The organism is Verrucomicrobiia bacterium (genome assembly GCA_019634635.1).
In the GTDB taxonomy this organism is placed as follows: domain Bacteria; phylum Verrucomicrobiota; class Verrucomicrobiia; order Limisphaerales; family UBA9464; genus UBA9464.
On record JAHCBB010000003.1, the window covers coordinates 148,406 to 173,174 of the forward strand.

The window sequence follows — 24,769 nt, forward strand, 5'->3', positions numbered from 1 at the left end:
CTTGACGACGGATGGCGGCTCCCGCTTCCAGTTCCGGCTGGTTCCCATCCGCACTTCACCTCACCTTCCGTCGCGACAGGTGCGATGACCATCCCGGTCCATTTCTGGAGCTACTTTCGCGACCTCACCGGCACCGATCAGATGCGGGTGGAGGTTCCGGCGGGCGGAACCGTCGAGACGGCCCTGCAGGCCGTGTATGCCGCCCATCCCCGCCTCGCCGCGCTGCGGCAGTGCACGCTGATTGCGGTGGGCCTCGACTACCAGGATGCCCGCCACGTGCTCCTCGAAGGCGACGAGGTCTCATTGTTTCCGCCGGTACAGGGGGGCTGAACCCGCCGGCGACCCCGACGCATGGACCGCACCGTCACCTTGACGCCGGACCCGATCCCGGTGCTTCCCCGGGCAGCCTCCGATCGCTGGGGCGCGGTGGTCCGATTCAGCGGGGTGGTCCGCGCGACCGAGGCGGGTGCGCCCATTCGCGGGCTGGCGTATGAGGCCTTTGAAGCCATGGCCATCCACCAGTTCCACCGGCTGCTGGACGAACTGGAGGCCCGATGGCCCGGGGTCGGTTCCGTGCAACTGGTGCATCGTCTTGGTTTTGTGGCTGCCGGGGAACCCAGCCTGTGGATCGAAGTCGCCGCCCCGCACCGTGGCGAGGCATTTGCCGCCTGCCAGTGGCTCATTGATTCGATGAAGCAGGTGGTCCCGATCTGGAAGCGCCCGCAACCGGCCGCCTCCCCCAACGGGTAGCGCTGGCCCCCCGGCAACTTGGTAGGGGCGTGTTTCACCGCGACCCACTTCAATTCCGCTGCGGTCGGGCATGAGCAACGGGGAACGCGGGCAGCGCCAGGCGCCAGAGCCTCCCCACGATCCCCGCAACCACTCCGCGCGCGCATCGGAGAACGTCACGCAATGAACCTGTCACTCTATGGCCGCCTCCTCCAACGGGTAGCGATGGCCCCCCGGCACATTGGTAGGGGCGTGTTTCACCGCGACCCAAATCAATTCCGCTGCGTTCGGGCAAAAAGCAACGGGGAACGTGGGCAGCGCCAGGCGCCAGAGCCTCCCCACGATCCCCGCAACCACTCCACGCGCGCATCGGAGAACGTCACGGACGTGCAGAAGCGCGTCCCTACCCCCACTTCGATTCCGCCGCGTTCGGGCAAAAGCAACGGGGAACGCGGGCAGCGCCAAGCCGCTCGGCGCCCCGACTCGCCGCGGATGTGCCAGAGGTGCAATGAACCTGTCACTATATTTTACGCGCACACCAGCGAGGCCCTCCACTTGGTAGGGGCGTGTTTCACCGCGACCCACTTCAATTCCGCTGCGTTCGTGCAAAAGCAACGGGGAACGCGGGCAGCGCGAGGCGCCAGAGCCTCCCCACGATCCCCGCAACCACTCCGCGCGCGCATCGGAGAACGTCACGGACGTGCAGAAGCGCGTCCCCCACTTCGATTCCGCTGCGTTCGTGCAAAAGCAACGGGGAACGTGGGCAGCGCCAGGCCTCTCGGCACCCCTACTCGCCGCGGACGTGCCAGAAGCTGGGCTCCGAGCCCGCCCCCGGACTGAGCAACAGCTCGATCGGACTCTCCATCCCCAGCCCCAGCAGACGCTGGAACTCCGTCCAGTCCCCCAGCACGGTCGCCTGCTCCACCACGATCGGCTTCAACAGCGGCGCCCGGATCTTCAGGACCATCCGCCCGTCCGCACGGGGTGGTTCGATCTGCAGCTGGATGCTCTCCACCACCACGATCCGAAACGCCCCGCGGACGCTCAAGGTCCCGTCCAGTAGCGCCACGGTCGCCTCATTCGTCGAGGGCGCCGCCGTGGGCGGGGGCGTCCATCGCAACCATCCATCGCGCCCAATCGCCAGCCCGGCAGGCCCGGAAACCAGCGCGAAGGTGAGCGGTTGCGCCGGCAGATCCGGATCGCTGCCGGTCAGCAGCCACTCGAAGGGCGCCCCCGCCATCGCCACCAGGTCCGCCACGGGATCCAGCACGGGCGGCTCGTTGACCTCCCGCACGGTGATCACCAGGCGGTTCGTCACCGACAACGGCGGCACCCCGTCATCCGTCACCCGCACCTCCGCGATGACGGTCGAGGGGCCATCCGCTTCACCCGGAGTCCACCGCAACTCCCCGCCCGGCGTCACGGTCATCCCGGCCGGCCCGCCCGCCAGCGAGAACGTCACCGCCTGCGGCGGCAGGTTCGGGTCGGTGGCCCGCAGGGTCAACCTGAGCTCCGTGTGCTCATCCAGCTCCTGGTCCGGCACCGGAGCGATCACCGGCGGCTCGTTGACCTCGCGCACGGTGACCCGGAATCGCTGGACCGTCGTCCGCGGGGGCGTCCCATCATCCCGGACGGCCACCTGCACCTCAAATTCGCCCGGACCGTCGGCCTCCCCCGGGATCCATGTCATCACTCCCGTCGAGCTCACGGTCAGCCCTGCGGGACCGGCCACCAGCAGGAACTGCAGACGCTGCACCGGCCAGTCCGGGTCCGTCGCCTCCAGCGCAAGGCTCCACGGAACCCCCTCGTCCACCGCCTGGTCCGGCACCGGCGTGAAGACCGGCGCCTCGTTGACCTCGCGTACCACGATCACAATGCGGTTCGTCGCCGACAACGGCGGCACACCGTCATCCGTCACCCGCACCTGCGCCACCACCGTGGACGGCCCGTCCGCCTCACCCGGCGTCCAGCGCAAGGCCCCGCCCGGGGCCAGCGTCATCCCCTCCGGCCCGTCCACCAGGGAAAACGCCAGCGACTGCACGGGCAGGTCCGGATCGGTGGCCAGGAGCGTCAGCCCGAATTCCGTGTTCTCATCCACCGCCTGCTCCGGCACGGACGCCATCACCGGCGGACGGTTCACCTCCCGCACCACCAACTGATGGGTCGTGGTGACCGTCAGGGGCGGGGAACCCGTGTCACGGACCCGGACAATCACCGTGTTCGTGGACGGCCCTTGGTCCTCCGCAGGCGTCCAGACCAGCGCGCCCGCCGCGTTCACCCCCAGGCCGGACGGTCCCGCCACCACCTCATGGTTCAGGACCTGCGGCGGCAGGTCGGGATCGGACGCGTCCAGCGGCAGGGTCCAGGCCACCTCCTCATCCAGCTCATGCCGGACCACCACGCCGAGGCGCAGGTTGTCCACATGAATGTTGCCGTCCGATCCACCCGTGCGCCCCGCCAGCACAAACCGGCCCCGCCCCGCCTCGAAGCCGACATCGAGATCCTCCACCAACGCGGCGCCCTTCCACCAGGCCGAGAACCGGCCGTCCGGACTCAACTCCAGCACCAACGGCTGCCACGACAGCGTGGCCCACGCCGCCGGATGCAGGAAGTAACCGCCCGCGGCCCAATACTCCGGGTCGTGAGGACCGGTCTGGGGGCTGCCCGGGTCCGTGGCGGCCCCGTTTCGCGTCGGCAACGGAATCTTGGCGACGGTCACATTGTCCACGCGGACAATGAGTCCCTCGATGTCATTGGTATCCCCGGGGTCTCCCGGGAAATAGTTGCCCGACCAGGTATCAAAGGAAATCGCGATGCCGGTGCGTGTTCCCGTCTCCGCGCCCCAGTCGCCAGCGTATCCCGAGTGATTCTCGGGGGACTCCAGCACCGGATCCCCAACCCGCGCAAAGTTGAAGCTGAAGCCATCCGCGGCGCGTTCGCGGGTTCCGTTCCCAGAGCGGAGATCGCACGACATGCGGAATCCCGCAATCACGGCATCGGGATCGGGAATCGCCGGAAATACCAGCGCCGTGTACCGGTTCGTGCGGGAATACGTCAGGCCCAGGAATCCGCCCGGATTCCCCCCCGTGAGCGCCCAGGCAGCCTCGGTGCTGCCCGCCAACGTCCCGAAAGCCGCGGGGTCCGTCTCAAAATCAAGGAACCATTCCGAAGCCACCCACGGGGCTTGATTCCCTTCCAGGACCCTCACCTGGAAAGTGACGTCCGTCGCCGGCGCCCCGTCACCCGTCACGCGAAGGACCACCTCGTTGGTGGACGGCCCCTGGGCTTCCGTGGGCGTCCAGATCAATGCCCCGGTCGGCGTCAGGACCATGCCGTCCGGACCCAACACCAATTCAACCGTCCCCCGCCTTCCGCCCTCCGGCGGCCCCGACCAACGCAGGGCGACGCCAAACGTCTCCCCTTCGTCCACCGTCACCGGCGCAAACGCGCGGACCCCTCCGCGGTCGGGGTGCTCCATCAGGTAACCCAGGCGGGTATCCCCCGACGCGTTGTTCCACGCCCCCCAGGGAAACAAATCAAGGCGATCCTCCCCCAGATGGTTCGGTTCCCCGGGCGACCAGGCCTCGAACCTCCACGGTTCCCCGGTGATCCAGGCCCATCCCAGGCGGGGATTCGTGTCGTCACCCGACCGCAACCCGCCGAGCCAGACCCGGCCTCCCTGATCCTCCCAGGCCCGGCGTCCCGCCTCCCATTCGGCAAGGCTTCCAAACGTCGCCAGATGACCTCCGCGGACCGCCGCGTCGCTCCGGGCCTCGTCCCAGGTGAATGCGCCGGGTATCACCTCGAATCGTCCCGGATCCGCAAGCCAAGACCAGCCGGACAACGTCGCCATCGGTGAGGGTTCCGGCACCACCAGGCTGAAGGAATTGGTGCCCGACAACGGGGGGGACCCGTCGTCGGTGACGCGCACGGAGACCGGGTACACCCCCGGCACGACGGAATCGCCGGCGCTCCACGTCACCACCCCATCCGCTGTCACGCCCAATCCCTCAGGCCCGGAAATCAGGCTGTGAATCAACTGCTGGGCCGGCAGGTCCGGATCCACCGCGCCCAGGTGGAAGCTCACCACGCTTCCCGCGGGAACCACCTCCTCAGAAATCCCGACCGGCACCGGCGCCTGGTTCACCTCGCGGACCACGATCTGGAACCGGTTCGTCGCCGACAAGGGCGGTACGCCGTCATCGGTGACCCGCACCACCACCTCGTTGGTGGAGGGCCCCTGGGCCTCCGAGGGGATCCAGGCCAGTTGCCCGTCTCCAGACACCGAGAGCCCGACCGGACCGGCAATCAACTCGAATGCGATTGAGTTTGGTGGGAGGTCCGAGTCCGTCGCCAGCAACTCCAACGCGAACTCCGCACCCTCGTCCACCTCCTTATCAGCCACCGGTGCTGGATCCGGTGGCGAATTCACCTCCAATACACGGACCCTGAACTCCTGCGAAGCGGTCATTCCCTCCGCGTCGCGGACCTCCACCCTCACCGTGTGGTCCCCGGGACCCTGGCTCTCCGTCGGAGTCCACAGGATCTGCCCCCCATCCACCACTGCCATGCCCTCCGGTGACTCCACCAGCCGATACGTCAGTGTCTCGAGCGCCTGAGTCGGGTGAAGCCCCATCAAGCCAAGCATCCAGGCGGCTCCTTCCGGCGTCTCTGCATCCCCAATCGGAAGCAGCATGGGACCTGTTTCCTCCAGTTGCAGCACCTGCAGACCGTTCACGATACCCAGCCCAGCCTCGGCCGATCCAGCGCGGACAACGACCGGCTCCCCCGCCCGGACCACGACCCTCTCAAAGAGCACATACTGACTCCCACGGGTCCATCCGGGCTCCCGCCATCCACTGGATGTCGTGGTGGATTGAACGCCGAACGAAACACCTCCACTCAACACCTCAAATGTTGAATTGTGAATGTCGAGCTCCCCGTGACCGTAGGCATAAAACGAATAATACCCACTCGGCAGGTTCTCCAATCCCACGGCAACAACCGGGTCCGCTCCCAGGGGATACAAGAAAACCCCGAACATCGAATCCTCGACTCCATTGCCCCAGGCACCCGGTGCATTGGTTATGCCAAGCCTCACACCGGAAAACCTTCCGGATTCATACCTCAGGTTGGCAATCTCTCCTCGGTGGCGATATTCCCCAGGTTCTCCGTCGCGGCTGTAAAGGTTCCAATAATCCAACGGAGACTCCCCAACGGCTGCAGGGCCCCTTCGCTGCGGTGTATCTTTGACACCAAAGTTCACGTTGACCAACCGATCCGGTGGGAGATCTCCCGCACGATAGAGCTGCAGACCGTTGATGAGACCCGAGGAAGCGGCGGCTGGTCTCCCAAGGATCATCAATGAATCTCCCCAATGGACTCTGACCTCCCTGAAGACCACGTACTGATCCCCTTCCTTCCATTCTGTCATCCGCCAGGAATCCGACTCGGTTGTCCGCGACACGCCGGCGGACCGGGGTCCGGCAATGACTTCGAACTCGACGTTCTGCGCATCCTGCTCGCCATGCCCGTAGCAATAGACCGAATAAACGCCGGGAGGCAGGGCGTTGAGCGTGACCCGAACCACGGGATCTGCACCCAGCGGATACAGGAAGACTCCGAACATCGGATCAGCGGACCCATTCCCCCAGGCTCCGGGGGCATTCTCCACTTCCACGGATGCGCCGGAACGTGCACCCGATGCGTCCCTGAGATCCTCCAGCCTTCCCGAGGAGAGATAGCCCCCCAATCCATCGTCCCTGCTGTAAAGGTTCCAGAAGTCGTCCCCCGCAATCCCGAAAGCGGCCGGACCGGCTCGTGTCGGCGTGTCATCAATGCCAAAATTGATATTGATCAATCGTCGCTGAAAATTGTCATCAACCCGGTGGATCTGAATCCCGTTGATCACCCCGAATTGGCCGCTGCCAGGATGCGCTAGAATCACCAGGGGTTCCCGCGGACCGAGGACGACATTTTCAAAATGCACGTACTGGTCTCCATGGTTCCACTCTGTTGACCGCCAGGCGGCGCCCGTGGTCGTGCGCAGGCTCCCCAGACTTTGCGAACCGGCGAAGATTTCAAACTCCGTGTTCAGCGAGTCGGTGTCGCCATGTCCGAAGCAATAGATTTGATAGGTTCCAGGCGGCAAATTGGTCACGGTCACACTAACCACCCGATCCGTCCCCAAGGGGTGCAGGAAGACTCCGTACATCGGATCCTCAACCCCATTGCCCCACGCCCCGGGGGCATTGGAAACCACCAGGCCGGCATCCGTCACCATTCCCAGAGAGTTCTTGAGCCCAGCAATCACCCCGCGTTCGAGGTAGCCGCCACTTCCATCGTCGCGGCTGTAGAGGTTCCAATGGTCCTCTGTGGAGAGTCCGAATGCAGCGGGGCCGGTCCGATTGGGAGTGTCATTGACTCCAAAATTGACGTTGATCAACTCACCTGCGGGTCCGGCGGCACCTTGGAAACCGACCGGATCTCGCCTGTTTGAGGGCGGCCAGAACTCCGCTGCGGCCGCGGATGCCATTCCGGATGTTGAGAGCAGCACTCCGAGGATGACGAACACGAATTCGAAGACCCCGGGGGTGCTCCGGAACCATCCTGGCCGGTTGGACATGATATGGATTCGCAATGGGTTGGGCCGCCTCGCCGAGGTCGTCCGAGAATCAGGGTTCGACCACCTCTTAACGAAGGCTATTGCCACAGCGGCCCTGCTGTCAATCACCCTTTCCAGAATCCGCACAAACATCCGGGCGTTCAACAAATTCAGTCATTCTGACGGCGTTGCCCGAGCAGAAGCGAGCAGTTCCAGGCGAGAAACTCCCTCACCAGCGGCACCCGCATGATCCATTCAACCTCCGTATAGTACCTGGGCGCCATCCTGATCACCCGGAATGCCGTCTGGTCCCTGAGGGTGCCGAGGATGGATCCGATGTAGGTGGGAAAGAGGTTGACGTAGGGTTTGTGGAAGCGGGGACGCCTCGCCAGGGCGTCGTAAAGGCGAGGTCCAAGCCGCGGACCCAGATAATGCAGCGGGGAGAATTCGTGCCCGCCCCAGGGCGATAGCCAGTTGGTCCAGCTCAGATAGAATAGACCGTCCGGCTTGAGCAAACAGTGGGCGTCCTTGAGGAAGCGCCCGGGCGCGGACAGGTGCTCCAGGACGTTGGAGCACACCACGAGGTCATACCGGCCCAGGGAGTCCAGGGGATCCCGGTCGAGATCTACCTTGAGAAACGTGTGCTGGCGATATTCGGGTCGGAGGAAATTGTCGGCATCTGCAAATGTGACCGGGCATCCAGACTTCTCGAGCCGGCCTCCAAAGATGCCATGCCCACAACCCAGATCAAGGACCTCGGTTTGCGCGCCCAACGGCACTCCACTGCTCGCAATCCAGCGGATCGCATCGCTCGCCTGAAGCCGGTAGAACTCTTCATCATCTCCGTGACGCGCAAACCGCCACATGAGCTGTGTCAGGATCATGAACTCACCCCCTTCTGGCTCACCCGGAGCCGAAACCAGACTTCTTCGGGTGTCAGCCACGTGGCGAAGAACCGTTCGTAGATCACCGGTTCGAGATTGATCGGGGCGTTCAGCCACCGCAGGAGTGCGAAATTCGAGAAGTGAAAGCGCTTATCCTCGACCCGGAACCGTGCCGGTGAACCGTAGTTGGTCCGGTGCCCCAGTTTCCATCGCTCGTAGAAGCGCAGGGAACGGCTGGAGATGTCCTCGTAATTGTCAAAGGACCGGATGCCGAACGGGATGCGGTGGTCCGGTTCGGAGTAGTATTTGGTGCTCAGGAAGAAGGGCACCCGCACGACGACCAAGGCGCCCGGCCGGCAGACCCTCCAGATCTCCGTCACGGTCGCGTTGAAGTTGGCGAGATGCTCCAGGATGTGACTGGCCAGGACCTCGTCAAAGTGGTTGTCCGGAAAGGGCCACGGATGACGGTTCAGGTCACACACGGTGTTCCCCCCGTAATCCACGGTGTCCAAGTTGACCCAGCCGGCCCGCAGATCGAGGCCACATCCGATGTTCAGGCGCCGGGCTTCCGGCACGGTTTCCGGTGTCAGGTTCATCGGGCGTGGCTGGACGGATCCGCGGACTCGGGGGACCGGAATTCAGCAACCACCAGTGCATTCCCAAAAGCGTGCGGCCGGTTGTAGTGCGTCGCCAGATAGCGCGCCTCGTCACAGACCTCCCAACGGCCCCAGGTGGCCCGCCAATAAAAGTGCCGGCGGGCGGCGCCAAACCGGTTGCCGGCGACCAGGGCATCGAATGCCGGGTTGTATCCGGACGCCGCGGTGAGCACCAGCCGCCCCCCCGGATTCAACCAGCCCCGGCTCCGATGGATGGCCTCCAGGATGCGTGCGCCGGTCGGATCCCGGTCGTCGTCATCGAACCCGATGTGCTCGTAGGTGGACACCGACAGAATGAGGTCAAAGGAACGCCCGGGGTTCCAAGAAAGAATGTCCTCGTTCACCACGCCGACACCGGCCTCGAATTTGTCGAGCACCGTGTGCCTCACGGGCAGGTAGTGGGAAAGCACGTTGCCGACTTCCAGCAGACGTTCAGAAGCGATTCCCTCGATGACGGCACGCGCGATGGGAATCTCGAGCGCCCGCTCGTTGGCCCAGGTGACATTGTACCGGTGGTAGCCGTACGGCAGCATCCGGCCCTCGAAGGGAAATTCGCGGCGTGGCAACAGCGGGATCAGCACCGGGCCGACCCCCATGCGCAGCGGGATGAGGAACACCTCGGCCAACCCGTTCCGCCGGACGCAAAAGGCAATGCGCGACCAGAGGCCTTGGTACGGATGCTTCATGGAGTCGCGACAGCGGGCCGACTCTGACCCGACCGCCCGTCGAGTCAAATGCAGGACAAGCTTCAGGCGGGTTTCCATGCCATTCCGGGGGGGGCTCCCCGCGCGGCTCAGGAGGACCTTTGCCCCACCGGGGGGTGACCCGGGAGATGACACTCCGCGGCCGTCCTGTGGACGGGATCAGCATTGAAGGTTCGTGCACCGGCCCGGCATGGTCGGTGCGCCAGTGCGAGTTCTGATTGTCTACAACACCGCGCTCGACGGCCGGTCGGTGTCGGGAGTGCAGCGGCATTTCGCGGGCGTCACCCGCCACTGGGTCGCGGGCGGGCACACCGTGGATTTCCTGGTGGCGCGCGCGGCGTGGCCGGTATTCCGCGATCTCTATCCCCACGCACAGCTGATCAGCCCGGACAACTGGTTCGATGCCACCGGGTGGCTGAACAAGACGTGGCGATACGTTTTTCCCTACGGATGGCGGATGATCAGCGCGCACAGGGTCCCGATGGCGTCGGGCTACGACATGATTTACGCCTGCTGTCAGGCGATCTTTGAAACCTACCCGTCGCGGGTCCTTGCGCGACGCCTCGGGGCCGCCTTTGGCGCCAAGGTGCATCACGTCCTGGATGCGCAGCAGAGCCGTGCCGGATTCTTCGACCGGCTGTACCTCCTCTCGGAACGCTGGAGCACGCGCCTGCTGAACCGTCATGCCGACGTCATCCTGTGCAGCACCCCGCCGGTGGCCGCGGACTTCGCACGCCTGGAACGGCGCCTCGGACTGACACCACGAGTCACGGCAGTGGTCGGATACGGCCTGGACTTCTCGGAGGTGGCCTACAGTGCCGGGGCCCCCAAGGAATTCGATGCCGTCCTGCTCGGTCGCATCCACCGTCACAAGGGGGTGTTCGACGTGCCGGCCCTCTGGGGCGCCGTGCTGGCCCGGCGTCCGGAGGCCCGCCTCCTGGTGATCGGAGAGGGACCGGACCGCGCGGAACTGGAACGTCGGTGCACCACCGCCGGATTCGGCGACCGCATCCACTTCACCGGCGGGATCGCGGATGCTGAAAAGAACCGGCTCATGTCCCGATGCCGGGTGGGACTGAGTCTCTCCCGAGAGGAAGGCTGGGGCCTGTCCGTCACCGAATGCCTCGGCTTTGGCATGCCGGTGGTTGCGATGCACCTGCCCATCTTCGATCACGTGTTTCCCGGCCAGGTGGACCTGGTGCCGATGGGGGACACCGCCCGGGCCGCGGCGCGGGTGGTTCACTGGCTTGCGGACGATGCCGCGCGACTGCAGCAGTCGCGGCGCGGTCGGGATTTTGTCGAACAATACGACTACGCCCCGGTCGCCCAGGCCGAGATGGAAGCCCTGGAGGCCGGCGTCGCGGCTCATCGCAGCCGGCGCCGTTGAATCTGAACGGGGGCGCCGGCATTCCGAGAGGATCGCCCGGAGACCCAAGGGACACTCATTTCGACCGGATTTGTTCGTTTCCGACCAATGCCGACGAAGGAGCGATCCTGGCGGTCCGCCGGAATCGGGAGTGTTCAATTCAGACCCCCGCGATAGCCTGCCCGCATGACGGGTCGCATATCGGCCGGGCAGCGGTTTCAGATCGGAGCTTCGCTGCTGCCGCCCGTCGCATTGCTCTGGGCGGCGGCGCGTGCCGGGTGGGTGCCCGTGCCTCCCGTGGCGTGCCTGGTGGCAATGCCTCTCGTCGTCCTGCTGGGCCTGGTCATCCCCAGGCCCTTTCAGGGCTGGCACCGGGGTGTTCAGCGGATCCAATCCTGGATCGGCCACCGACTCCTCGCACTCGTGCTGGGCCTAATCTTCGTGCTGATTCTCGTGCCGACCGCTCTGCTGCTGCGGCTCCTCGGACGCTCGTTTCTTGAGGCGCCGTCAGGACCCTCGTTCTGGAGGCGCGCCCGCCCCCCCGGTTCCCTGCGCGATCCGTTCTGAGGGGAGGTTGCGGCTCTCCTTCGCTGGCGAAATGGAAGAACGCGCCGGAAACACCACCCGCCCCATCAACCGGTCGCGATGCACCACCGCGTGGACCAGGGCATCCGGTGGAAGCTCCCGATTGTCTCCCAGCAGGGCGTAGCGGTCGGCGGGCAGGCGGCCCGGCTCGATTTGCAAAGATCCTTCGCGAACCGGATGCCACTCCGGCACGGAAACGCCGTCCACCTGCACCTGCCCGTCGCGCACGGCGATCAGCTCGCCCGGAAGGCCGACCACTCGTTTGACCATCCAGTCCGCCTGGTGCCTCGCTACCACGACGTCACCCCGCCCCGGAACCGACCGGTGGTAGGCCCAGCGGTCCACGACCAGGAGATTTCCGGACGCGTACGTGGGCAGCATGCTGTCTCCGACCACCCAGATCAGCCGGTATCGGAGGGAGAACAGCCCGACCAGGGACAGCACGGCGGCGAGGACCCACAGTCGCCGGGCGCGATCGCCGCGCCGACGCCCCTTAGAGAACGGACGACGGAAGGTCATGGGGGTTCAGGCGCACGAGCGGGAGGGTGATTTGCAGTTTGCCCGGAAACTCCAGGGGAATCTCCAGCACGTGTCGCAGCACCGCGGCCACTTCGGACTCCCGTCCGACCCTGGCGGCGATGTCCACGGCGTCGCGCGCGAACAGGCCGATGACCTCCTCAGTGGGACGCCGGTACGCGAAATCCAGGTAGGCATCGAGCCAGCGGTCATGGGCCGCAGTTCGCCGCAACAGGAGAAGGTAATCCTGCAGCACCGGCGCCTCGCCCGGAGTATCGCGGAATTCGCGGCAGGCTCGCTCGAGGTCCGCAAGCATTTCCATCCAGCGCGCATCGCCGGACACCGGGGTCACGGCACCCTGGAGGAGGCGCACCCGCGCCTCGGAGCGGTAGAGCTGGGCGAGGCCTGCAAGTTCGGCGCGTGCGACCTCGACCAGGGAAAAGGACCGGGCATGGACGAAATCTTCCAGGTTCCAGGTCCGGCCCGAGACTGTGGTCACCGTGGTGGCCATCCGATACCCGCGGACCCACCACCCCGCCATCGCTCCAACGAGTGACGCCAGCAATCCACCGAACAGCACCGCCATCCAACGTCTCCGGGAAAGTCTCATGATTCGTCAACGGACCGGAATTCATCTCCGGCAACCCGCCGCCATGTGACGACCCGGTTCTCCCGCGATTGGTTTCAACTGAACTGAGAGACCCGTCCGGGTCACCTTGGTGCACCGACGGCGCTCCCCGACGGTGCCGACGGTCGCGGCCGGACATTTCTCAGGAGGATCAAAGGCCGTTGCGCCTCCTCCCATGCCTCCATCAGGAAGGCTGGAACCGGGGTGGGTCCCTTGATGTACGAGCCGAGCAGGAAGTCCACGGCGCCATCCCCGTCGAAGTCCCCGCCATCCAGGGCAAGCCAGCGTCCGGTCGCGCTCTCGGCAAACGTGCTGGCCTGAAAGCGACCCGTCCCGTCGTTCTGCAGGAACACAAAACTTCCCCGGGGCGAGCGTTGGTAGTCCGGGAAGAACGCGATGGCGGCGATGTCCAGATCGCCATCCAGGTCCACGTCCCGCGCCACCGCCCTGTAGGCGCCGTACATCGGGAAAAAAGACGCCTCCTTCCATCCACCCTCCGGCTGGGACAGATGGATCCGGATGCCGTGGTAGCGCTTCGAGGGCGAGGTGAATTCGCCATTGTCGCCGTTGGTCACCAGGAAGTCGGGGCGACCGTCGCCGTTGAAGTCCGCGGTCTCGAAATGGCTGTGCCCCCAATACGGGGGACGCTGGAACACCGTGGTGCGCTCGAATCCGCCGCGGCCGTTGCCTAGGAACAGGAACAACGCCTCGGTCTCCTGGGCCACCAGGGCCGCAATGTCGGGATGCCCGTCGCCGTTGAAGTCCGCGATTTCCGTCCGCAGCGTGCCCGGCAGCCCAAAGAGCTCGTGCTCCGTCAGACCGCCATCCGGACGCGCCTCCCACCAGGAGAGCCGGCCCACGTTGTTGCCGAAGACGCTGACGACGTAGTCGAGCCGGCCATCGCCGTTGAGGTCCGCGGCGTTGGCATCGGCCGTGCGCGGCAGATCCGCGATCAGGTCCGGACCCCGCTGCCATCCCGCCGAATTGGTCAGCCAGAACACCGCGCCCCGGAGGTCGTCCGCCGGCAGGAAGCTGCCAAGGCCGCCGGTCAGGATGCCCCCGGGGAAATGCCGAAGCGACGCCACGGCATTGCCCACCGGCACCACCCCGGCGAACCGGCCGTCGCGTCCGACCACCACCACCGCCTGCCGCTCGTTGTCCGCCACGAGCGCCCCACCGTCCGGAAGCACCCTTACGGAAGTCACCGAGGGCCGGGGTACACGGACCTCGGGAACCACCACCTCAAATCCCGGAATGCCAACCGCGATGGGCGGCGGTGCCTCCTGGGGCAACGACTGTTCGGGGGCGGTTGCAAGATAGTAGGCCGCGAGGTCCAGCCACTGCGTTTCGGAGATCACCGGCTTATCCGGGATGCGACGTTGTTCGCGCAGGAGACGGATGTTGGCGCTTTGTTCCAGATCGGGAGACGAGAACCCCAGCCGGTACTTCATCCGCGGCAGCACCTGGTCGTGCCAGGTGGCCCGGTCCAGCGCCTGAGGCTCCGGGAAAAGGTGACAGGTGACACAGTAGGTCCGGGCAAGCTGGCCGCCGCGGCGCACGGCCGCCGGATCGGAGGGATCCGGAAGGCCGGTCCCGGCGGCGCCAAGCTGGGCCAGCAACACCACGAAGGCCCCCAGTAGGAAGGCCGGCCGATGGATGCTGTGAAATCGTGGCATGCGACGAACCCGTGCAATCAACACGCATCCATCCCCGGGAACAAGCGCGGGAACCTGGTGCCGGGCCCCGGGATCACCGCGAGGGCGGCGGCGGACAGGAAACCTGCGTTGCCGCCAATCCCCGTCTCCCTATGATGCCGCCGACATGGCAGCGATCGCACCGCCCCGGCTTCCACGCTGGCCCTTCGTCGTCGGGGATCTCGTCCTGGTCACTGCGGCGGCGACGGTGGTCCTTCTGGGTCACCGGCCGCTGACCCCGTCGCACGCGCTGGTCATCGCCGGTCTGTGTGCCGCGGGCGCCTGGGTGATGATCCTGCCGTTCCTCAAGGAGCATGCGGCGGCCGTCCGGCTCCAGGAACAACTCGGCCTTGCCGATACCGCACGACAGATTGGTGAGCTCCGGTCCGTCGCGGATGCCGTCCGGGACACCACCGCCCAATGGCAGGCGATCCACGACGGCACGCTCCAGGCTTCGAGGGCCGCTGCAACCACGGTGGAGCAGGTGACGAAGGAGGCCCGGGATTTGACCGAGGCCCTTGGACGGGCCAACGACCAGGAGAAGCAGGCCCTGCGGTTGGAGGCTGAGAAACTCCGCCGCGGCGGCACCGAGCACCTGCAGGTGCTGGTCCATGTGCTCGACCACGTCCACGCCCTGTTCCAAGCCGCAGCACGTCACGGGAACACCCCGCTGGTGACCCAGCTGGGGCAGTTTCGTGCGGCCTGTCTGGATGCCGTCCGCCGGATCGGACTCGTCTCGTACGAAGCCCAGTCCGGGGAGCCGTTCGACCCCACCGCCCACCAGACTCCGGAATCCCGCGAGCCCGGCCCCGGAGCCCGGATCGCGTCCACCATCGCGTGCGGCTACACCTACCAGGGGCAGGCGCTCCGACGCATCCTGGTGACCGTCGCCGAGGAAGAAACGTCACCCCGGGAAAACCGCGTCCCGGATCCCGAATGGGTCACGCCGATCCGCGAAGTTGCGGAGGACCCGACACTGGATCTGCCCCTTGAGGACGGCGATCCGTCCTGAAACCCGGCGAGCCGCAGCGTGGCCGGCGCCTACTTCGCGCCCTGATCAATCCAGGCACGGACCAAAGCCACCTGCTCCGGCGTCAACGGATCCGCCTTGCCGTCCGGGGGCATCTCGATGTCCGGGTCCAGCCTCGAAATGCTGTGCACCAGCGGGCTTCCGGCGCTGTCTCCCTTCAGGACGGCGTCCCCGCTCTCCCCGGGTTTCAGCGCCGCCTCGAGGGAATCCAGCCGGTACTTGCCCTTCTGTTTCTCCGCCCCATGACACTTGACGCAGGACTTTTCGAAGAGCGGCTTGATGTCCTTGTCGAAGGTGACGCCCTGGACCGGGGCCGGGGCCGGGAGTTTGCCGGGATCCACCCCGGCGATGCAGAGGACGACGGCCCCGGTGAGGAGGCCCAGGGATGTGAGGACTCGATTTGCGGTGTTCATGCGATCAAACGGACGGGAGGCTGAGTCGCCACCCCGGCGCAGGTCAAAGGCAATCCGAACTCCAGATCGGGGGAACTTTGTAACGGCACAGCGTGTGCTAGGATGGGCGTACTCCGCGACGGCTGCAACCGGGAGACGGCCTCCAGAATTTCTTTGAGAATTGCGTGACAATTTTGTGTCATCGAAGTGACGGACGGGTGCAACCCTCGGGGCAACGGACGACGCACGACATGGGCGAGGACAAGCTACAATTGCAGCGATGGGAGCTGAAGTACGTGGTTCCCGAGGAACTCGCACTGGCCGTGCGGGAATTCGTCCGCCCGTACCTGGAGCTCGACGAGTATGGCGCCAAGCGGCCCGACCTCAGCTACACCATCCACAACCTCTATCTCGATTCCACGGACCTCGCCATCTACTGGGGCACGATCAACGGCAACAAGAACCGCTACAAGCTGCGCCTGCGATTCTACGAGGACAACACGCACGCCCCGGTCTTCTTCGAGATCAAGCGCCGGATGAACGACGCCATTCTCAAACAGCGCTCCGGCATCAAGCGCTCGGCGGTGGAACCGGTGCTCGCGGGTCACCTGCCGTCGCCATCGGAACTCGTGTCCGGGGATCCCCGCCAGCTGGTGGCGATCCAGCGCTTCGTGGACCTCATGCACCGGGACCGCGCGGTCCCGGTGGCGCACGTGCGCTACGACCGGGAGGCCTGGATCAGCGTGGCCGACAACTCGGTGCGGGTGACCCTGGACCGCAACGTCGCGATTTCGCCCGAGTTCGTGACCCGGTTTTCCGAGCAGATGGACGACCCGACCTGCGTGTTTGGCCGGCTGGTCGTGCTCGAGTTGAAGTTCACCGGACGGTTCCCGGACTGGTTCAAGGAACTCGTGCGCGTTTTCAACCTGCGCCAGGGGTCGGCGTCCAAGTATGCCGACGGCGTGGCGCGGAAGGGCGAAGCCTCCTTCTGCCCGGCGGGCGTCACCCCGTTTGCGGCGATGTCGGCGGCGGCATCCGAACGACGGCGCGAGGCCCGCCTGAGCCGGCTCGACAACCTCCTCGCGACCGCGGCATAACCCGGGTGAGGCATGGGCAACTTCCTCCTGCACGGCGACTACAGCAGCGGGCCGGATGATCTCATGGGCATGGCCCTTGGGATGATGCTCGCCTTCCTGGGCGGGCACGTTGTGGCCTGGGTGTACATGGCCTGCCACAGCGGCCTCAGCTACTCCCGCTCCTTCGTCAACGCCCTGGTGGTCCTCTGCCTGATTGTTTCGGTGGTGATGATGGTGATGGCGAACAACCTGCTCATCGCCTTCGGGCTGATGGCCGTGTTCGCCATCGTCCGGTTCCGCAACATCCTGCGCGACACACTCGACACCACCTACATCCTCGCCTCGATCACCATCGGGATGGCCTGCGGCACCCGGAAGTTCACCACCGCCATCGTGGGCACCCTCGTGTTCGCGATCCTCATGCTCTACCTGCACTGGACGCAGTTCGGGGTGCGCCACCGGTACGACCTGATCCTCAATCTGCACTGGGGGCGTCCGCAGGGGGATCTGGGCGAGTTGTCGGGACTGCTCGACCGGCACGCGCGGCGGACCACGATTGCCAGCCAGCGGTCCAACGTCGGCTACGAGGGCACGGATCTGAGCTACCGGCTGCTGCTGCGCGACCACTCCCGGCTGGAGGAACTGCTCGGCGAGCTTCGGGCCCTTCCCGGAGTGTCCCGGGTGACCAGCCTGCGGGCGGAGGATGAATCCGAAGTGTGACCCTGATGGAACCCCTCCCCCGCATTCCGGCGCCCCCGGGCGCCGTCTTTCGAGAGTTCCGCATCGCGGTCCTGCCGGTGGTGGTGTTTGCCACGGTGCTCGGGATGACCGTGGTCACCTGGAAGCGCTACGTCGGGCCGTCCCAGCTTGTGGGCGAGGTCGAGGCCATCCGGGCCCAGATCGCGCCCCCGCAGAGCGGCGAGATTGCCGCACTGCAGGTCCGCTTACTTGAGCAGGTCCGCGCCGGCCAGCCGCTCGCGGTCGTCATCCCGACCGACCCCCGGGCCATCGCTGCAAAACTCGACCTCGGACGCCAGCGCCTCGAACTGCTGCGCGAGAGCCTCGACGCGCGTCTGCGTCAGCAAAACAACCAGATCTCCCTCCTGCGGCTGCAACTGGAGTGGATGGATCAGCGCGCCCAACTCGCCTCCCTGAAGGCGCATCAGACCTATTTCCAGCTCGAGCTCGACCGCCAGGAGCAGCTGATGAACTGGCTGCGCGAACGCGCCCGGATCACCGAGTCCCGCTTTCATGACGAGGCCGCGCCCGGCTCCGGTGGCGTTTCCGGCGCCCCCGATTCCGAAGCCGAAGCCGAAGCCGAAGCCGAAGCCGAAGCCGCAACCACCCCGGCGCCGCAGTCGCCCACCTGGATCCTGTCCGGTGCCGGGCTGGAACGGGTGGCCGACTACCAGATCGCCACCCGTGACCTTGCGGACGTCACCGGCCAGATCCGGGAGCGGGAGCAACTGGTCGCGGGGATCGAGCGGGCCATGGAGGACTTGAAGCCCGAGGCCGGGCGCATTGACGCGGAAATGCCGGCGGTGGTGCGCGCCGTTCTGGATTTCGAGGATCAGGAGCTGCGGGCCATGGAATCCCAGGTGCAACCGATCACGCTGGTGGCTCCGATGGACGGCACCGTCTCGAGCGTGCTCCGTCGGGTCGGCGAGCACGTCCTCGCCGGGGAAATTTTCCTGACGATCAGCGCCCTGGAATCCCGCCAGGTTGTCGGGTATCTCCGCCAACCCGCCAATCTGGAGCTCACCACCAATACGCTCATGACGGTCCGGTCCCGTTCGCGGCACCACGACACCGGGGTTGGGAGGGTGGTGGCGATTGGCACGCAGATGGAGCCGATCCTGCCGCAACTGCTTCCCCGCGCCGCCTCCCCCAGCACCATCGAGTACGGCCTGCCATTTCTCGTCAGCCTGCCCCCCGGGCTCCGGGTCATCGGTGGCGAGGTGGTGGACCTGCATCCGACCGGTCCGTGATCCCGGGGCCGGCATCGGGCGGCGCGCCGCACCGATTTCCGGCCTTCGATCAAAAAACCGGCTTGCCGCCCGGGGCGTCCCATCCCATATATCGCGGGCCACTTTTATCCATCGCCCCACCCCATGGCTGACATCGCAAACAAGTATCCGGAGAACGTCACGGGACGCTACTTCGTGGACAACCAGTGCATTGACTGCGACCTGTGTCGCGAAACCGCGCCCAACAACTTCACGCGTTGGGAGGAGGGCGGCTACAGCTATGTGAAGAAGCAGCCCGAAAGCCCCGAGGAGGAGGCGGCCTGCAAGGAGGCCATGGAGGGCTGCCCCGTCGAGGCCATCGGCAATTTTGGTGACCAGTCCTGAGGGAGCATCCCGGATTTCTACAGCGGAGGTCTCCGCCCACAGGCCCGCTTCACAGCGGGCTTTTTCGTTTTCAACGAGCCCTCCCCCCGAGGAGCGAAGGGCCCCGTTCACGGCTCGACCAAGGTCCGGATCAGCTTGCGGCCGGTGGGAGCCGGGTCAACGCCTTCCCCTCCCGACGCTGCACAACGGCCTCCACCTTGGGGACGTACATCTGGGTCTCCGCGGGAAGCCGGGTGGCGATCTCATCGTAGCTGCGTGCGTTGCGGGACTTGAGGAGACCTCCGACCCGCCCGGGCCCAGCATTGTACGCCGCCAGCGTCAGCCGCCATTCCCGAAACTGAAGGTACAACGTCCTCAGGTACGCTGCCGCACCCCGGGCATTCTTGTCGCCCAAGAGCCGCTCGTCCTGGGGCCGGAGCTTCAGCCCCAGGGATTCAGCGGTGGCCGGCATGAGCTGGTACAATCCCACCGCACCCGCCGGGCTGCGCGCCTGTGGATCGAACGAGGACTCCACCTCGGCCAGCCAGACCAGTTCTTGAGGAACCCGTTGCCCACGAAAGACCGGCTTGAGGCGTGGCACCCAGGCCTGAGCGCCCTTCGGAGCCGGCGTCCGCCGCACCTGCGCCTCCCAGGCCTGCCGCTCCCGCACCGGGGTTGGATTGGTCCGCGGAGGCACCGGCCGGTCGGGGCGCGGCGCTGGGACCCTCACCGTCAACTGGTCTGCCACGTCGAAGTAATCCATCCGGGGCCGCAGCCATCCGGCATAGGGCCGGATTGCCGGGACCCGTTCCAGGATCGGCAGCACCGTTTCGGCCGTGCTGCGAAAGCGGGCAACATCCACCACGTAGTCCCCTTGGAACTGTTGTTGCAGACCTTTCAACAGCGCCTCGGCTTGAGTCGGATCCACCCCGCCGCGGATCGTCTTCAGGGCCGATTCGTCCAGAGACTCCTCCGCCAGGCGCCGGCCCGAGCGCAGGAGGTCGTCCAGCGACAGGACGTCCGGCGGCGCCGCAACCGCCAGTGCCGGGCCATGGGCGGCCAGCATCAGGAAACGGCGCCGCGTGTGGGCAGACATGGGCATCTTCGGAGCAATCTCTGCCGCGCCATGCCCGATGCAAGACCGCCGTTGAGGAACGCGCCGTACCCGGAAAGTTTCGGTTGTGATCCGCGAGCCGGCACGGGTACACAGCACCCCGCCATGGACGCCCCGGAACCAAGCCTGTCCGAACGGCTTCAATCGAGGATGCAACGGGAACTGCTGCCCCTGTGGCGGTCACGCACGCTTCGACTCGCCGCCGTGGCGGTGATCGCCGGCCTCGCCTTCTGGATCTACGGACGCCTCACCGGGACCGGAGATCCCCGACCGTCCTCTCTCGCAGCCGTCCGGCTTGCCGGCGGATACGCAGGCGGCTTCCTGATCGGATTCGCACTCCGTGGGATCACCCGCTTCGCGCTCGTGGCAGCCGGGGCACTGCTGGGCGGCCTGGCCGTGCTCAAGCTGACCGGCATCTTCCAACTCGACTGGCAGGGGTTCGAGCGTCAGGTCCGGGAGGGTGCCTCCTGGACCCAGCACCAGGCGGAAACCGCCCGTCATTGGGCCACCGGAATCCTGCCCACGGGATTCTTCACGGGTTTCGGGCTGTTTCGGGGGTTCCGATGCCGCTGACCCGCGCCAGGAGGCCGCCGTTGAAGCTGGTGTCATGGAACGTCAACGGGCTCCGGGCGGTCCTGCGCCGCAACTTCCTCGAATTCCTCGCCGCGGAATCACCGGACATCCTGTGTCTCCAGGAGACCAAGTGTTCCCCGGACCAGATCGAGGCCCTCTGGCCCGCGGCCTACACCACCTACTGGAACTGCGCCGAAAAGAAGGGCTACTCGGGCACGGCGATCTTCACCCGGGAGCGTCCACAGCGGATCATCACCGGAATCGGGCAGCCGCACCACGATCGGGAAGGCCGGGTGCTCACCGCGGAGTACGCCGGCTTCTTCCTGGTCAATGTCTACGTCCCGAATTCCAGGCGCGATCTCGTGCGCCTGCCCTATCGCCAGGAGTGGGACCGCGATCTCCTCGCTTATCTGAAGTCCCTGGAGACGACCAAACCGGTGATCTGGTGTGGCGACCTCAACGTCGCCCATACCGAACTGGACCTCGCGAACCCCAAGGCCAATACGCGGAACCACGGATTTACCGCCGAGGAGCGCGCCGGGTTCTCCGCATTCCTCGACGCGGGGTTCGTGGACACCTTCCGGGAGTTTGAAACCGGTGGCGGCCATTACACCTGGTGGAGCCCGATGTCCGGCGCCCGGGCCCGAAACGTCGGCTGGCGCATTGACTATTTCCTGATCAGTCCCCGGCTCCGCCCGCACCTCCGGCGGGCGTTCATCGCCTCCCACATCCCCGGCTCCGATCATTGCCCGGTGGGGATTGAGCTGACGCCGCCGCCGCGGTGAACGCCCGCATCCCGGCTGGTGCTCACTCCGGCCGCGGGGCCTTCCAGCCGGGCCGCAAATACTCCCAGATCGCAGAGATCGTTCTTGGGCCGTCCCCGTCGAGCACGTCCGGCAGGGGACTGCGCCCATACTCGTCAAAATACACGGGCATCTTGGACTCCGGATCGAGGCTGGTTGGCGCGCGCAACCAGCGTCCGAAAAAGTCCGGCAGCAGGCGTTCGTGGCTGTAGGCCAGGTTGATGCCCGGAGCCTCAAACACCTGGGTGGCCGCGAAGTCGCCGACACCGTGGCAGCTGACGCAGGCGAAGCCCCCATTGCCCGAGACCAGCTTCTGGCCGGCCACCGCCAGTTCGGACGCATCGGGCGGCACCGGATCCGCGGGCGCCCCGGGGCCATGCCCCGCGATCGTGGCAAGGCCACGGGCGAGCGGGCCGGCATAGGCCGGAAACCCGGGCATGCGCGCCTCCAGCCACGGGCGCGGCTTACGGGTTTCGCCGCCCGCGATGAAGCGGGCTGCCCACTCCGGGTTTAGTTTGCCCTTCAACAACTCCCAGTGGGGAACGCCCTCAAACGGGCCATGGCAGGCCGCGCACTGCAGGTGCCGTGACTGTCGGTCCAGGAAGTCAGCATCCGTGAAACGGGCCAGCGACGACCGGTCGGTGGACGCAAAGGCCCGCAATGCCGTTCGTTGCTCTCCGCCGAAGGGAAAGCGGGGCGCCTTTCCGTCTCCCGATGCCGCTTCGGCCAGGCACCCGCGGGTCCACGCCGCCGCAGGGAGGTCCGCCAGCGCCGCTGCGGAGAACTCGTTATTCACCCCGTCGAGTTGGTGGCAGTTGAGGCAGCCGGATGTGGCGACCAGGGTCCGCCCTTCGGCAATCTGTTCGTCTCCTGGCGGTTCCGTGGCGGAACCAGCGGGATCCGCCACCGAATCCAGGTACGATGCGAGATCCCGCGCCTCGGTGTCGCTCAACTGAAAGTTTGGCATCCGGATCCATTGATAGTGCTCCTCGGGCTTCTTCAGAAACGCGGCGAGAGCCCCCGGGGAGAACTTGGCACGGACCTGCCTCTGAGAAACCAGGCCGGGACCCACCGAAGAGTCGGTGGGCTCCCCGTGACACGCGATGCAGTGAAACCGTTCGAACAACGCACGTCCGGCCTCCGTGTCGCCCGACATCGGTTCCGTGGCGGGCCCTTTGAGGGTTCCCAGATAGGCCGCCACCGACGCCGACTTCACGGCCGCACCCGCCCCGTGGAACAGTTGCGGCATGCTCGCACCCGGACGCATCGCCTCCGGATTCGCAATCCAACGGGCCATCCATTCGGTCTGCCTCCGGCCGCCGATGCCATTGAAGGAAGGGGCATCCATGGACAGCTCGGGGGACGTCCCGGAGGTCCCATGGCAGCGCACGCAACGCCACTCGTACACCAGATCACGACCGGCTCGCACCGCCCCGGACGCGTCGAGACCCGGATGGTTGGTCGGCGTCAGCACCGCGATGGGCACCGGATTCAGAGGGGTTTCGCTGTTCGTCCAGTACAGGCGCATCCACGCATCGCCCCGGGCCGGAGCCGTGTACTCCAGCCGGAACGGGTTGGGTCCCTTGCCAAGCCGCACCATGCGTCCGGTCAACAAACCATCGCCGTCCGATGCGGCCTCCAATGCCAGGGTGCCGTTGACCGTCAGCCGGATTTCTCCGGCAAGCGCTGCGGCGAACCCGTACTCAGCCCGCAGGTCTGAACTGATGAACCCCTCCCACCGCGCCGTGAATGGTCCCGGAGGCACCAGGGGCGTCGCCGGCTCTCCGGCAGGGACAAAAAGCGCAAGCTCCCCAACAACCGCCACGTCACTGGCACCTTGAGAGGTGATGGTCCTCAGGACGCCGTTCGCCGTGTCCGCTCCCGGCACCCACGAAAAGGCGCCCAGCGCCGCCAGGACTCCCGTCACCCAGCGGCGGCGTCTGACCCCCCATCCGAACAATTCATTGATGGAATGCATGCGACCCAACGGACACAACCGTCTCGATTTCGTGAGACGATATTGCGGGTCCTCTGAAGGTAAATCCATTTCCCTGCGGCGGACCGGATCCGGTGCATCAGGGTTGGTACGGCTGACAGCAGAGGGACAGGTCAATTGTTGCCCGAAGCAAAGGGACAGGTCATTGGTGGCCCCCTCGCACCCCACCACCGGGGTCACCCGCCCGGGCCCCCCGCCCCGGTGGGAGCCTCCGGCGAGCCGTGCCCCGTGGAGTCCCCACAAGGTCGCCTTGCTGTTCCGCGTACGGCGCGGCAGGAGCCTTGCCCCACCAAAGCAAAGGGACAGGTCATTGGTGGCCCCCTCGCACCCCACCACCGGGGTCACCCGCCCGGGCCCCCCGCCCCGGTGGGAGCCTCCGGCGAGCCGTGCCCCCGTGGAGTCCCCACAAGGTCGCCTCACTGTTTCGCGTACGGCGCGGCAGGAGCCTTGCCCCACCAAAGCAGAGGGACAGGTCATTGGTGGCCCCCTCACCCCACCAAAGCAGTGGGACAGCTCATTTGTGCCCCCACCAAGGTCGCCCGCCGGGTCCACCCGGCACCACCAGGCACCGCCAGGCCGCCTGTCACGGCAAAGTGGACGCCACCGGTGCGGGACGCACCACATCCCCCGCCTCCGGATCGCCGCGCACGATATCGGCGCCCACGGTACTGGCCCGGAACGGTCCTGTGACCTTCACCTCACCGATCACCTCGCCGTTTCGGACCACCTCCAACACTTCACCCCCGGCCGGCAGGGACTGCAACGAGTAGTCGAGCACCACGAAGCGCAAACGCTCGTTGACCGAGTGGACACGGCCCTTGTGGGCATCCAGGGGTCGGATCAGGCGCACCGGCGGCTGCGGGGGGGGAGACGGAAGTGCGGGCGGCACCTCGGGGATGGTTCGGCAGCCAGCGGACGCCAGCAGCCCCATCATCATGAACAGCAACCCAACGCGCATTGGAGCAATCAACACCGTCAGGTTCACGGGCGTCAATTCCCGCATTGGCCGCGGGCACCCCGCACCGACCCGGAAGCCGACTGGAAGGCAAGTGAGGCTCCGCCGAACCGTCCTCATGTGGGAGTCTGCGC

The 24,769-nt window shown here is 66.3% G+C and carries 22 protein-coding genes; 11 read left to right on the forward strand and 11 right to left on the reverse strand.

Translation table 11 applies throughout. The features are described 5' to 3' along the window. Positions 1-84 precede the first annotated feature (84 nt). Positions 85-330, forward strand: a complete 246-nt coding sequence (locus tag KF791_03145; GenBank protein ID MBX3731571.1) for a MoaD/ThiS family protein — start codon at positions 85-87, stop codon at positions 328-330. Between the two features lie 21 nt (positions 331-351). Next, positions 352-750 (forward strand): molybdenum cofactor biosynthesis protein MoaE, encoded by a 399-nt coding sequence (locus tag KF791_03150; GenBank protein MBX3731572.1) that lies wholly within the window; start codon positions 352-354, stop codon positions 748-750. 766 nt (positions 751-1,516) lie between these two features. Here KF791_03150 and KF791_03155 read toward each other — a convergent pair. The 4 genes from KF791_03155 to KF791_03170 all read right to left on the reverse strand — a co-directional run bounded on the left by KF791_03155 (position 1,517) and on the right by KF791_03170 (position 9,559). Next, positions 1,517-7,354, reverse strand: coding sequence for a hypothetical protein (locus tag KF791_03155; protein ID MBX3731573.1), 5,838 nt, complete (start codon positions 7,352-7,354; stop codon positions 1,517-1,519). 149 nt (positions 7,355-7,503) lie between these two features. Beyond that, positions 7,504-8,217: a class I SAM-dependent methyltransferase gene (locus KF791_03160; protein ID MBX3731574.1), complete on the reverse strand. Its 714-nt coding sequence runs from the start codon at positions 8,215-8,217 to the stop codon at positions 7,504-7,506. Beyond that, positions 8,214-8,813 carry a methyltransferase domain-containing protein gene (locus KF791_03165; GenBank protein ID MBX3731575.1) on the reverse strand — a complete coding sequence of 200 codons (600 nt, stop codon included), beginning with the start codon at positions 8,811-8,813 and terminating at the stop codon, positions 8,214-8,216. The genes KF791_03160 and KF791_03165 overlap by 4 nt, the downstream gene beginning before the upstream one ends. Continuing rightward, complete coding sequence (locus KF791_03170) at positions 8,810-9,559, reverse strand: class I SAM-dependent methyltransferase (GenBank protein MBX3731576.1); 750 nt, start codon at positions 9,557-9,559, stop codon at positions 8,810-8,812. The genes KF791_03165 and KF791_03170 overlap by 4 nt, the downstream gene beginning before the upstream one ends. A gap of 223 nt (positions 9,560-9,782) precedes the next feature. Here KF791_03170 and KF791_03175 point away from each other — a divergent pair, with 223 nt between their 5' ends. Next, positions 9,783-10,964, forward strand: a complete 1,182-nt coding sequence (locus tag KF791_03175; protein MBX3731577.1) for a glycosyltransferase family 4 protein — start codon at positions 9,783-9,785, stop codon at positions 10,962-10,964. Positions 10,965-11,129: 165 nt separating this feature from the next. Next, positions 11,130-11,510 carry a hypothetical protein gene (locus KF791_03180; protein MBX3731578.1) on the forward strand — a complete coding sequence of 127 codons (381 nt, stop codon included), beginning with the start codon at positions 11,130-11,132 and terminating at the stop codon, positions 11,508-11,510. Here the strand turns inward: KF791_03180 and lepB are convergent. From lepB to KF791_03195, 3 genes are all read right to left on the reverse strand, one after another. Next, a complete protein-coding gene (gene lepB, locus KF791_03185; GenBank protein MBX3731579.1) occupies positions 11,451-12,047 on the reverse strand; it encodes a signal peptidase I in 597 nt (198 codons plus the stop codon). The genes KF791_03180 and lepB overlap by 60 nt on opposite strands. Beyond that, the gene (locus KF791_03190; GenBank protein MBX3731580.1) at positions 12,022-12,654 is read right to left on the reverse strand and encodes a hypothetical protein; all 633 of its coding nucleotides are present in this window, start codon (positions 12,652-12,654) and stop codon (positions 12,022-12,024) included. The genes lepB and KF791_03190 overlap by 26 nt, the downstream gene beginning before the upstream one ends. A gap of 101 nt (positions 12,655-12,755) precedes the next feature. Beyond that, entirely contained in the window at positions 12,756-14,348 is a 1,593-nt protein-coding gene (locus tag KF791_03195; protein MBX3731581.1) for a VCBS repeat-containing protein, read from the reverse strand. Between the two features lie 145 nt (positions 14,349-14,493). On the opposite strand from KF791_03195, the gene grpE reads away from it, so the two are divergent. Continuing rightward, positions 14,494-15,378: a nucleotide exchange factor GrpE gene (gene grpE / locus KF791_03200; protein ID MBX3731582.1), complete on the forward strand. Its 885-nt coding sequence runs from the start codon at positions 14,494-14,496 to the stop codon at positions 15,376-15,378. 29 nt (positions 15,379-15,407) lie between these two features. Here grpE and KF791_03205 read toward each other — a convergent pair whose 3' ends face one another. Then, complete coding sequence (locus KF791_03205; protein ID MBX3731583.1) at positions 15,408-15,809, reverse strand: c-type cytochrome; 402 nt, start codon at positions 15,807-15,809, stop codon at positions 15,408-15,410. Positions 15,810-16,039: 230 nt separating this feature from the next. Here KF791_03205 and KF791_03210 point away from each other — a divergent pair, with 230 nt between their 5' ends. The 4 genes from KF791_03210 (at position 16,040) to KF791_03225 (ending at position 19,215) form a co-directional block, all read left to right on the forward strand. Next, positions 16,040-16,885, forward strand: a complete 846-nt coding sequence (locus KF791_03210) for a polyphosphate polymerase domain-containing protein (GenBank protein ID MBX3731584.1) — start codon at positions 16,040-16,042, stop codon at positions 16,883-16,885. Between the two features lie 12 nt (positions 16,886-16,897). Further along, positions 16,898-17,584 carry a DUF4956 domain-containing protein gene (locus KF791_03215; GenBank protein ID MBX3731585.1) on the forward strand — a complete coding sequence of 229 codons (687 nt, stop codon included), beginning with the start codon at positions 16,898-16,900 and terminating at the stop codon, positions 17,582-17,584. A 5-nt stretch (positions 17,585-17,589) separates the two neighbouring features. After that, complete coding sequence (locus KF791_03220) at positions 17,590-18,852, forward strand: HlyD family efflux transporter periplasmic adaptor subunit (protein ID MBX3731586.1); 1,263 nt, start codon at positions 17,590-17,592, stop codon at positions 18,850-18,852. Positions 18,853-18,975: 123 nt separating this feature from the next. After that, positions 18,976-19,215: a ferredoxin gene (locus tag KF791_03225; protein MBX3731587.1), complete on the forward strand. Its 240-nt coding sequence runs from the start codon at positions 18,976-18,978 to the stop codon at positions 19,213-19,215. A gap of 130 nt (positions 19,216-19,345) precedes the next feature. Here KF791_03225 and KF791_03230 read toward each other — a convergent pair whose 3' ends face one another. Continuing rightward, on the reverse strand, positions 19,346-20,290 hold the full coding sequence (locus KF791_03230; GenBank protein MBX3731588.1) for a lytic transglycosylase domain-containing protein: 945 nt from the start codon (positions 20,288-20,290) through the stop codon (positions 19,346-19,348). Between the two features lie 123 nt (positions 20,291-20,413). Here KF791_03230 and KF791_03235 point away from each other — a divergent pair, with 123 nt between their 5' ends. Continuing rightward, positions 20,414-20,881 (forward strand): hypothetical protein, encoded by a 468-nt coding sequence (locus KF791_03235; protein ID MBX3731589.1) that lies wholly within the window; start codon positions 20,414-20,416, stop codon positions 20,879-20,881. Between the two features lie 20 nt (positions 20,882-20,901). Further along, positions 20,902-21,666, forward strand: a complete 765-nt coding sequence (xth, locus tag KF791_03240) for an exodeoxyribonuclease III (GenBank protein MBX3731590.1) — start codon at positions 20,902-20,904, stop codon at positions 21,664-21,666. A 22-nt stretch (positions 21,667-21,688) separates the two neighbouring features. Here xth and KF791_03245 read toward each other — a convergent pair whose 3' ends face one another. Then, positions 21,689-23,662 carry a c-type cytochrome gene (locus KF791_03245; protein MBX3731591.1) on the reverse strand — a complete coding sequence of 658 codons (1,974 nt, stop codon included), beginning with the start codon at positions 23,660-23,662 and terminating at the stop codon, positions 21,689-21,691. 601 nt (positions 23,663-24,263) lie between these two features. Further along, positions 24,264-24,638, reverse strand: coding sequence for a hypothetical protein (locus KF791_03250; GenBank protein MBX3731592.1), 375 nt, complete (start codon positions 24,636-24,638; stop codon positions 24,264-24,266). Positions 24,639-24,769 lie beyond the last annotated feature (131 nt).

Bases quoted from the DNA above. Each gene is read 5' to 3' on its own strand.
- KF791_03230 (MBX3731588.1), bottom strand. From the start codon at position 20,290: ATGTCTGCCCACACGCGGCGCCGTTTCCTGATGCTGGCCGCCCATGGC.
- KF791_03215 (MBX3731585.1), top strand. From the start codon at position 16,898: ATGGGCAACTTCCTCCTGCACGGCGACTACAGCAGCGGGCCGGATGAT.
- KF791_03245 (MBX3731591.1), bottom strand. From the start codon at position 23,662: ATGCATTCCATCAATGAATTGTTCGGATGGGGGGTCAGACGCCGCCGC.
- KF791_03225 (MBX3731587.1), top strand. From the start codon at position 18,976: ATGGCTGACATCGCAAACAAGTATCCGGAGAACGTCACGGGACGCTAC.
- KF791_03150 (MBX3731572.1), top strand. From the start codon at position 352: ATGGACCGCACCGTCACCTTGACGCCGGACCCGATCCCGGTGCTTCCC.
- KF791_03170 (MBX3731576.1), bottom strand. From the start codon at position 9,559: ATGAAGCATCCGTACCAAGGCCTCTGGTCGCGCATTGCCTTTTGCGTC.
- KF791_03220 (MBX3731586.1), top strand. From the start codon at position 17,590: ATGGAACCCCTCCCCCGCATTCCGGCGCCCCCGGGCGCCGTCTTTCGA.
- lepB (MBX3731579.1), bottom strand. From the start codon at position 12,047: ATGACCTTCCGTCGTCCGTTCTCTAAGGGGCGTCGGCGCGGCGATCGC.
- KF791_03190 (MBX3731580.1), bottom strand. From the start codon at position 12,654: ATGAGACTTTCCCGGAGACGTTGGATGGCGGTGCTGTTCGGTGGATTG.
- KF791_03165 (MBX3731575.1), bottom strand. From the start codon at position 8,813: ATGAACCTGACACCGGAAACCGTGCCGGAAGCCCGGCGCCTGAACATC.
- KF791_03180 (MBX3731578.1), top strand. From the start codon at position 11,130: ATGACGGGTCGCATATCGGCCGGGCAGCGGTTTCAGATCGGAGCTTCG.
- KF791_03205 (MBX3731583.1), bottom strand. From the start codon at position 15,809: ATGAACACCGCAAATCGAGTCCTCACATCCCTGGGCCTCCTCACCGGG.
- KF791_03145 (MBX3731571.1), top strand. From the start codon at position 85: ATGACCATCCCGGTCCATTTCTGGAGCTACTTTCGCGACCTCACCGGC.
- KF791_03155 (MBX3731573.1), bottom strand. From the start codon at position 7,354: ATGTCCAACCGGCCAGGATGGTTCCGGAGCACCCCCGGGGTCTTCGAA.
- KF791_03160 (MBX3731574.1), bottom strand. From the start codon at position 8,217: ATGATCCTGACACAGCTCATGTGGCGGTTTGCGCGTCACGGAGATGAT.
- KF791_03210 (MBX3731584.1), top strand. From the start codon at position 16,040: ATGGGCGAGGACAAGCTACAATTGCAGCGATGGGAGCTGAAGTACGTG.
- KF791_03195 (MBX3731581.1), bottom strand. From the start codon at position 14,348: ATGCCACGATTTCACAGCATCCATCGGCCGGCCTTCCTACTGGGGGCC.
- grpE (MBX3731582.1), top strand. From the start codon at position 14,494: ATGGCAGCGATCGCACCGCCCCGGCTTCCACGCTGGCCCTTCGTCGTC.
- KF791_03235 (MBX3731589.1), top strand. From the start codon at position 20,414: ATGGACGCCCCGGAACCAAGCCTGTCCGAACGGCTTCAATCGAGGATG.
- KF791_03250 (MBX3731592.1), bottom strand. From the start codon at position 24,638: ATGCGCGTTGGGTTGCTGTTCATGATGATGGGGCTGCTGGCGTCCGCT.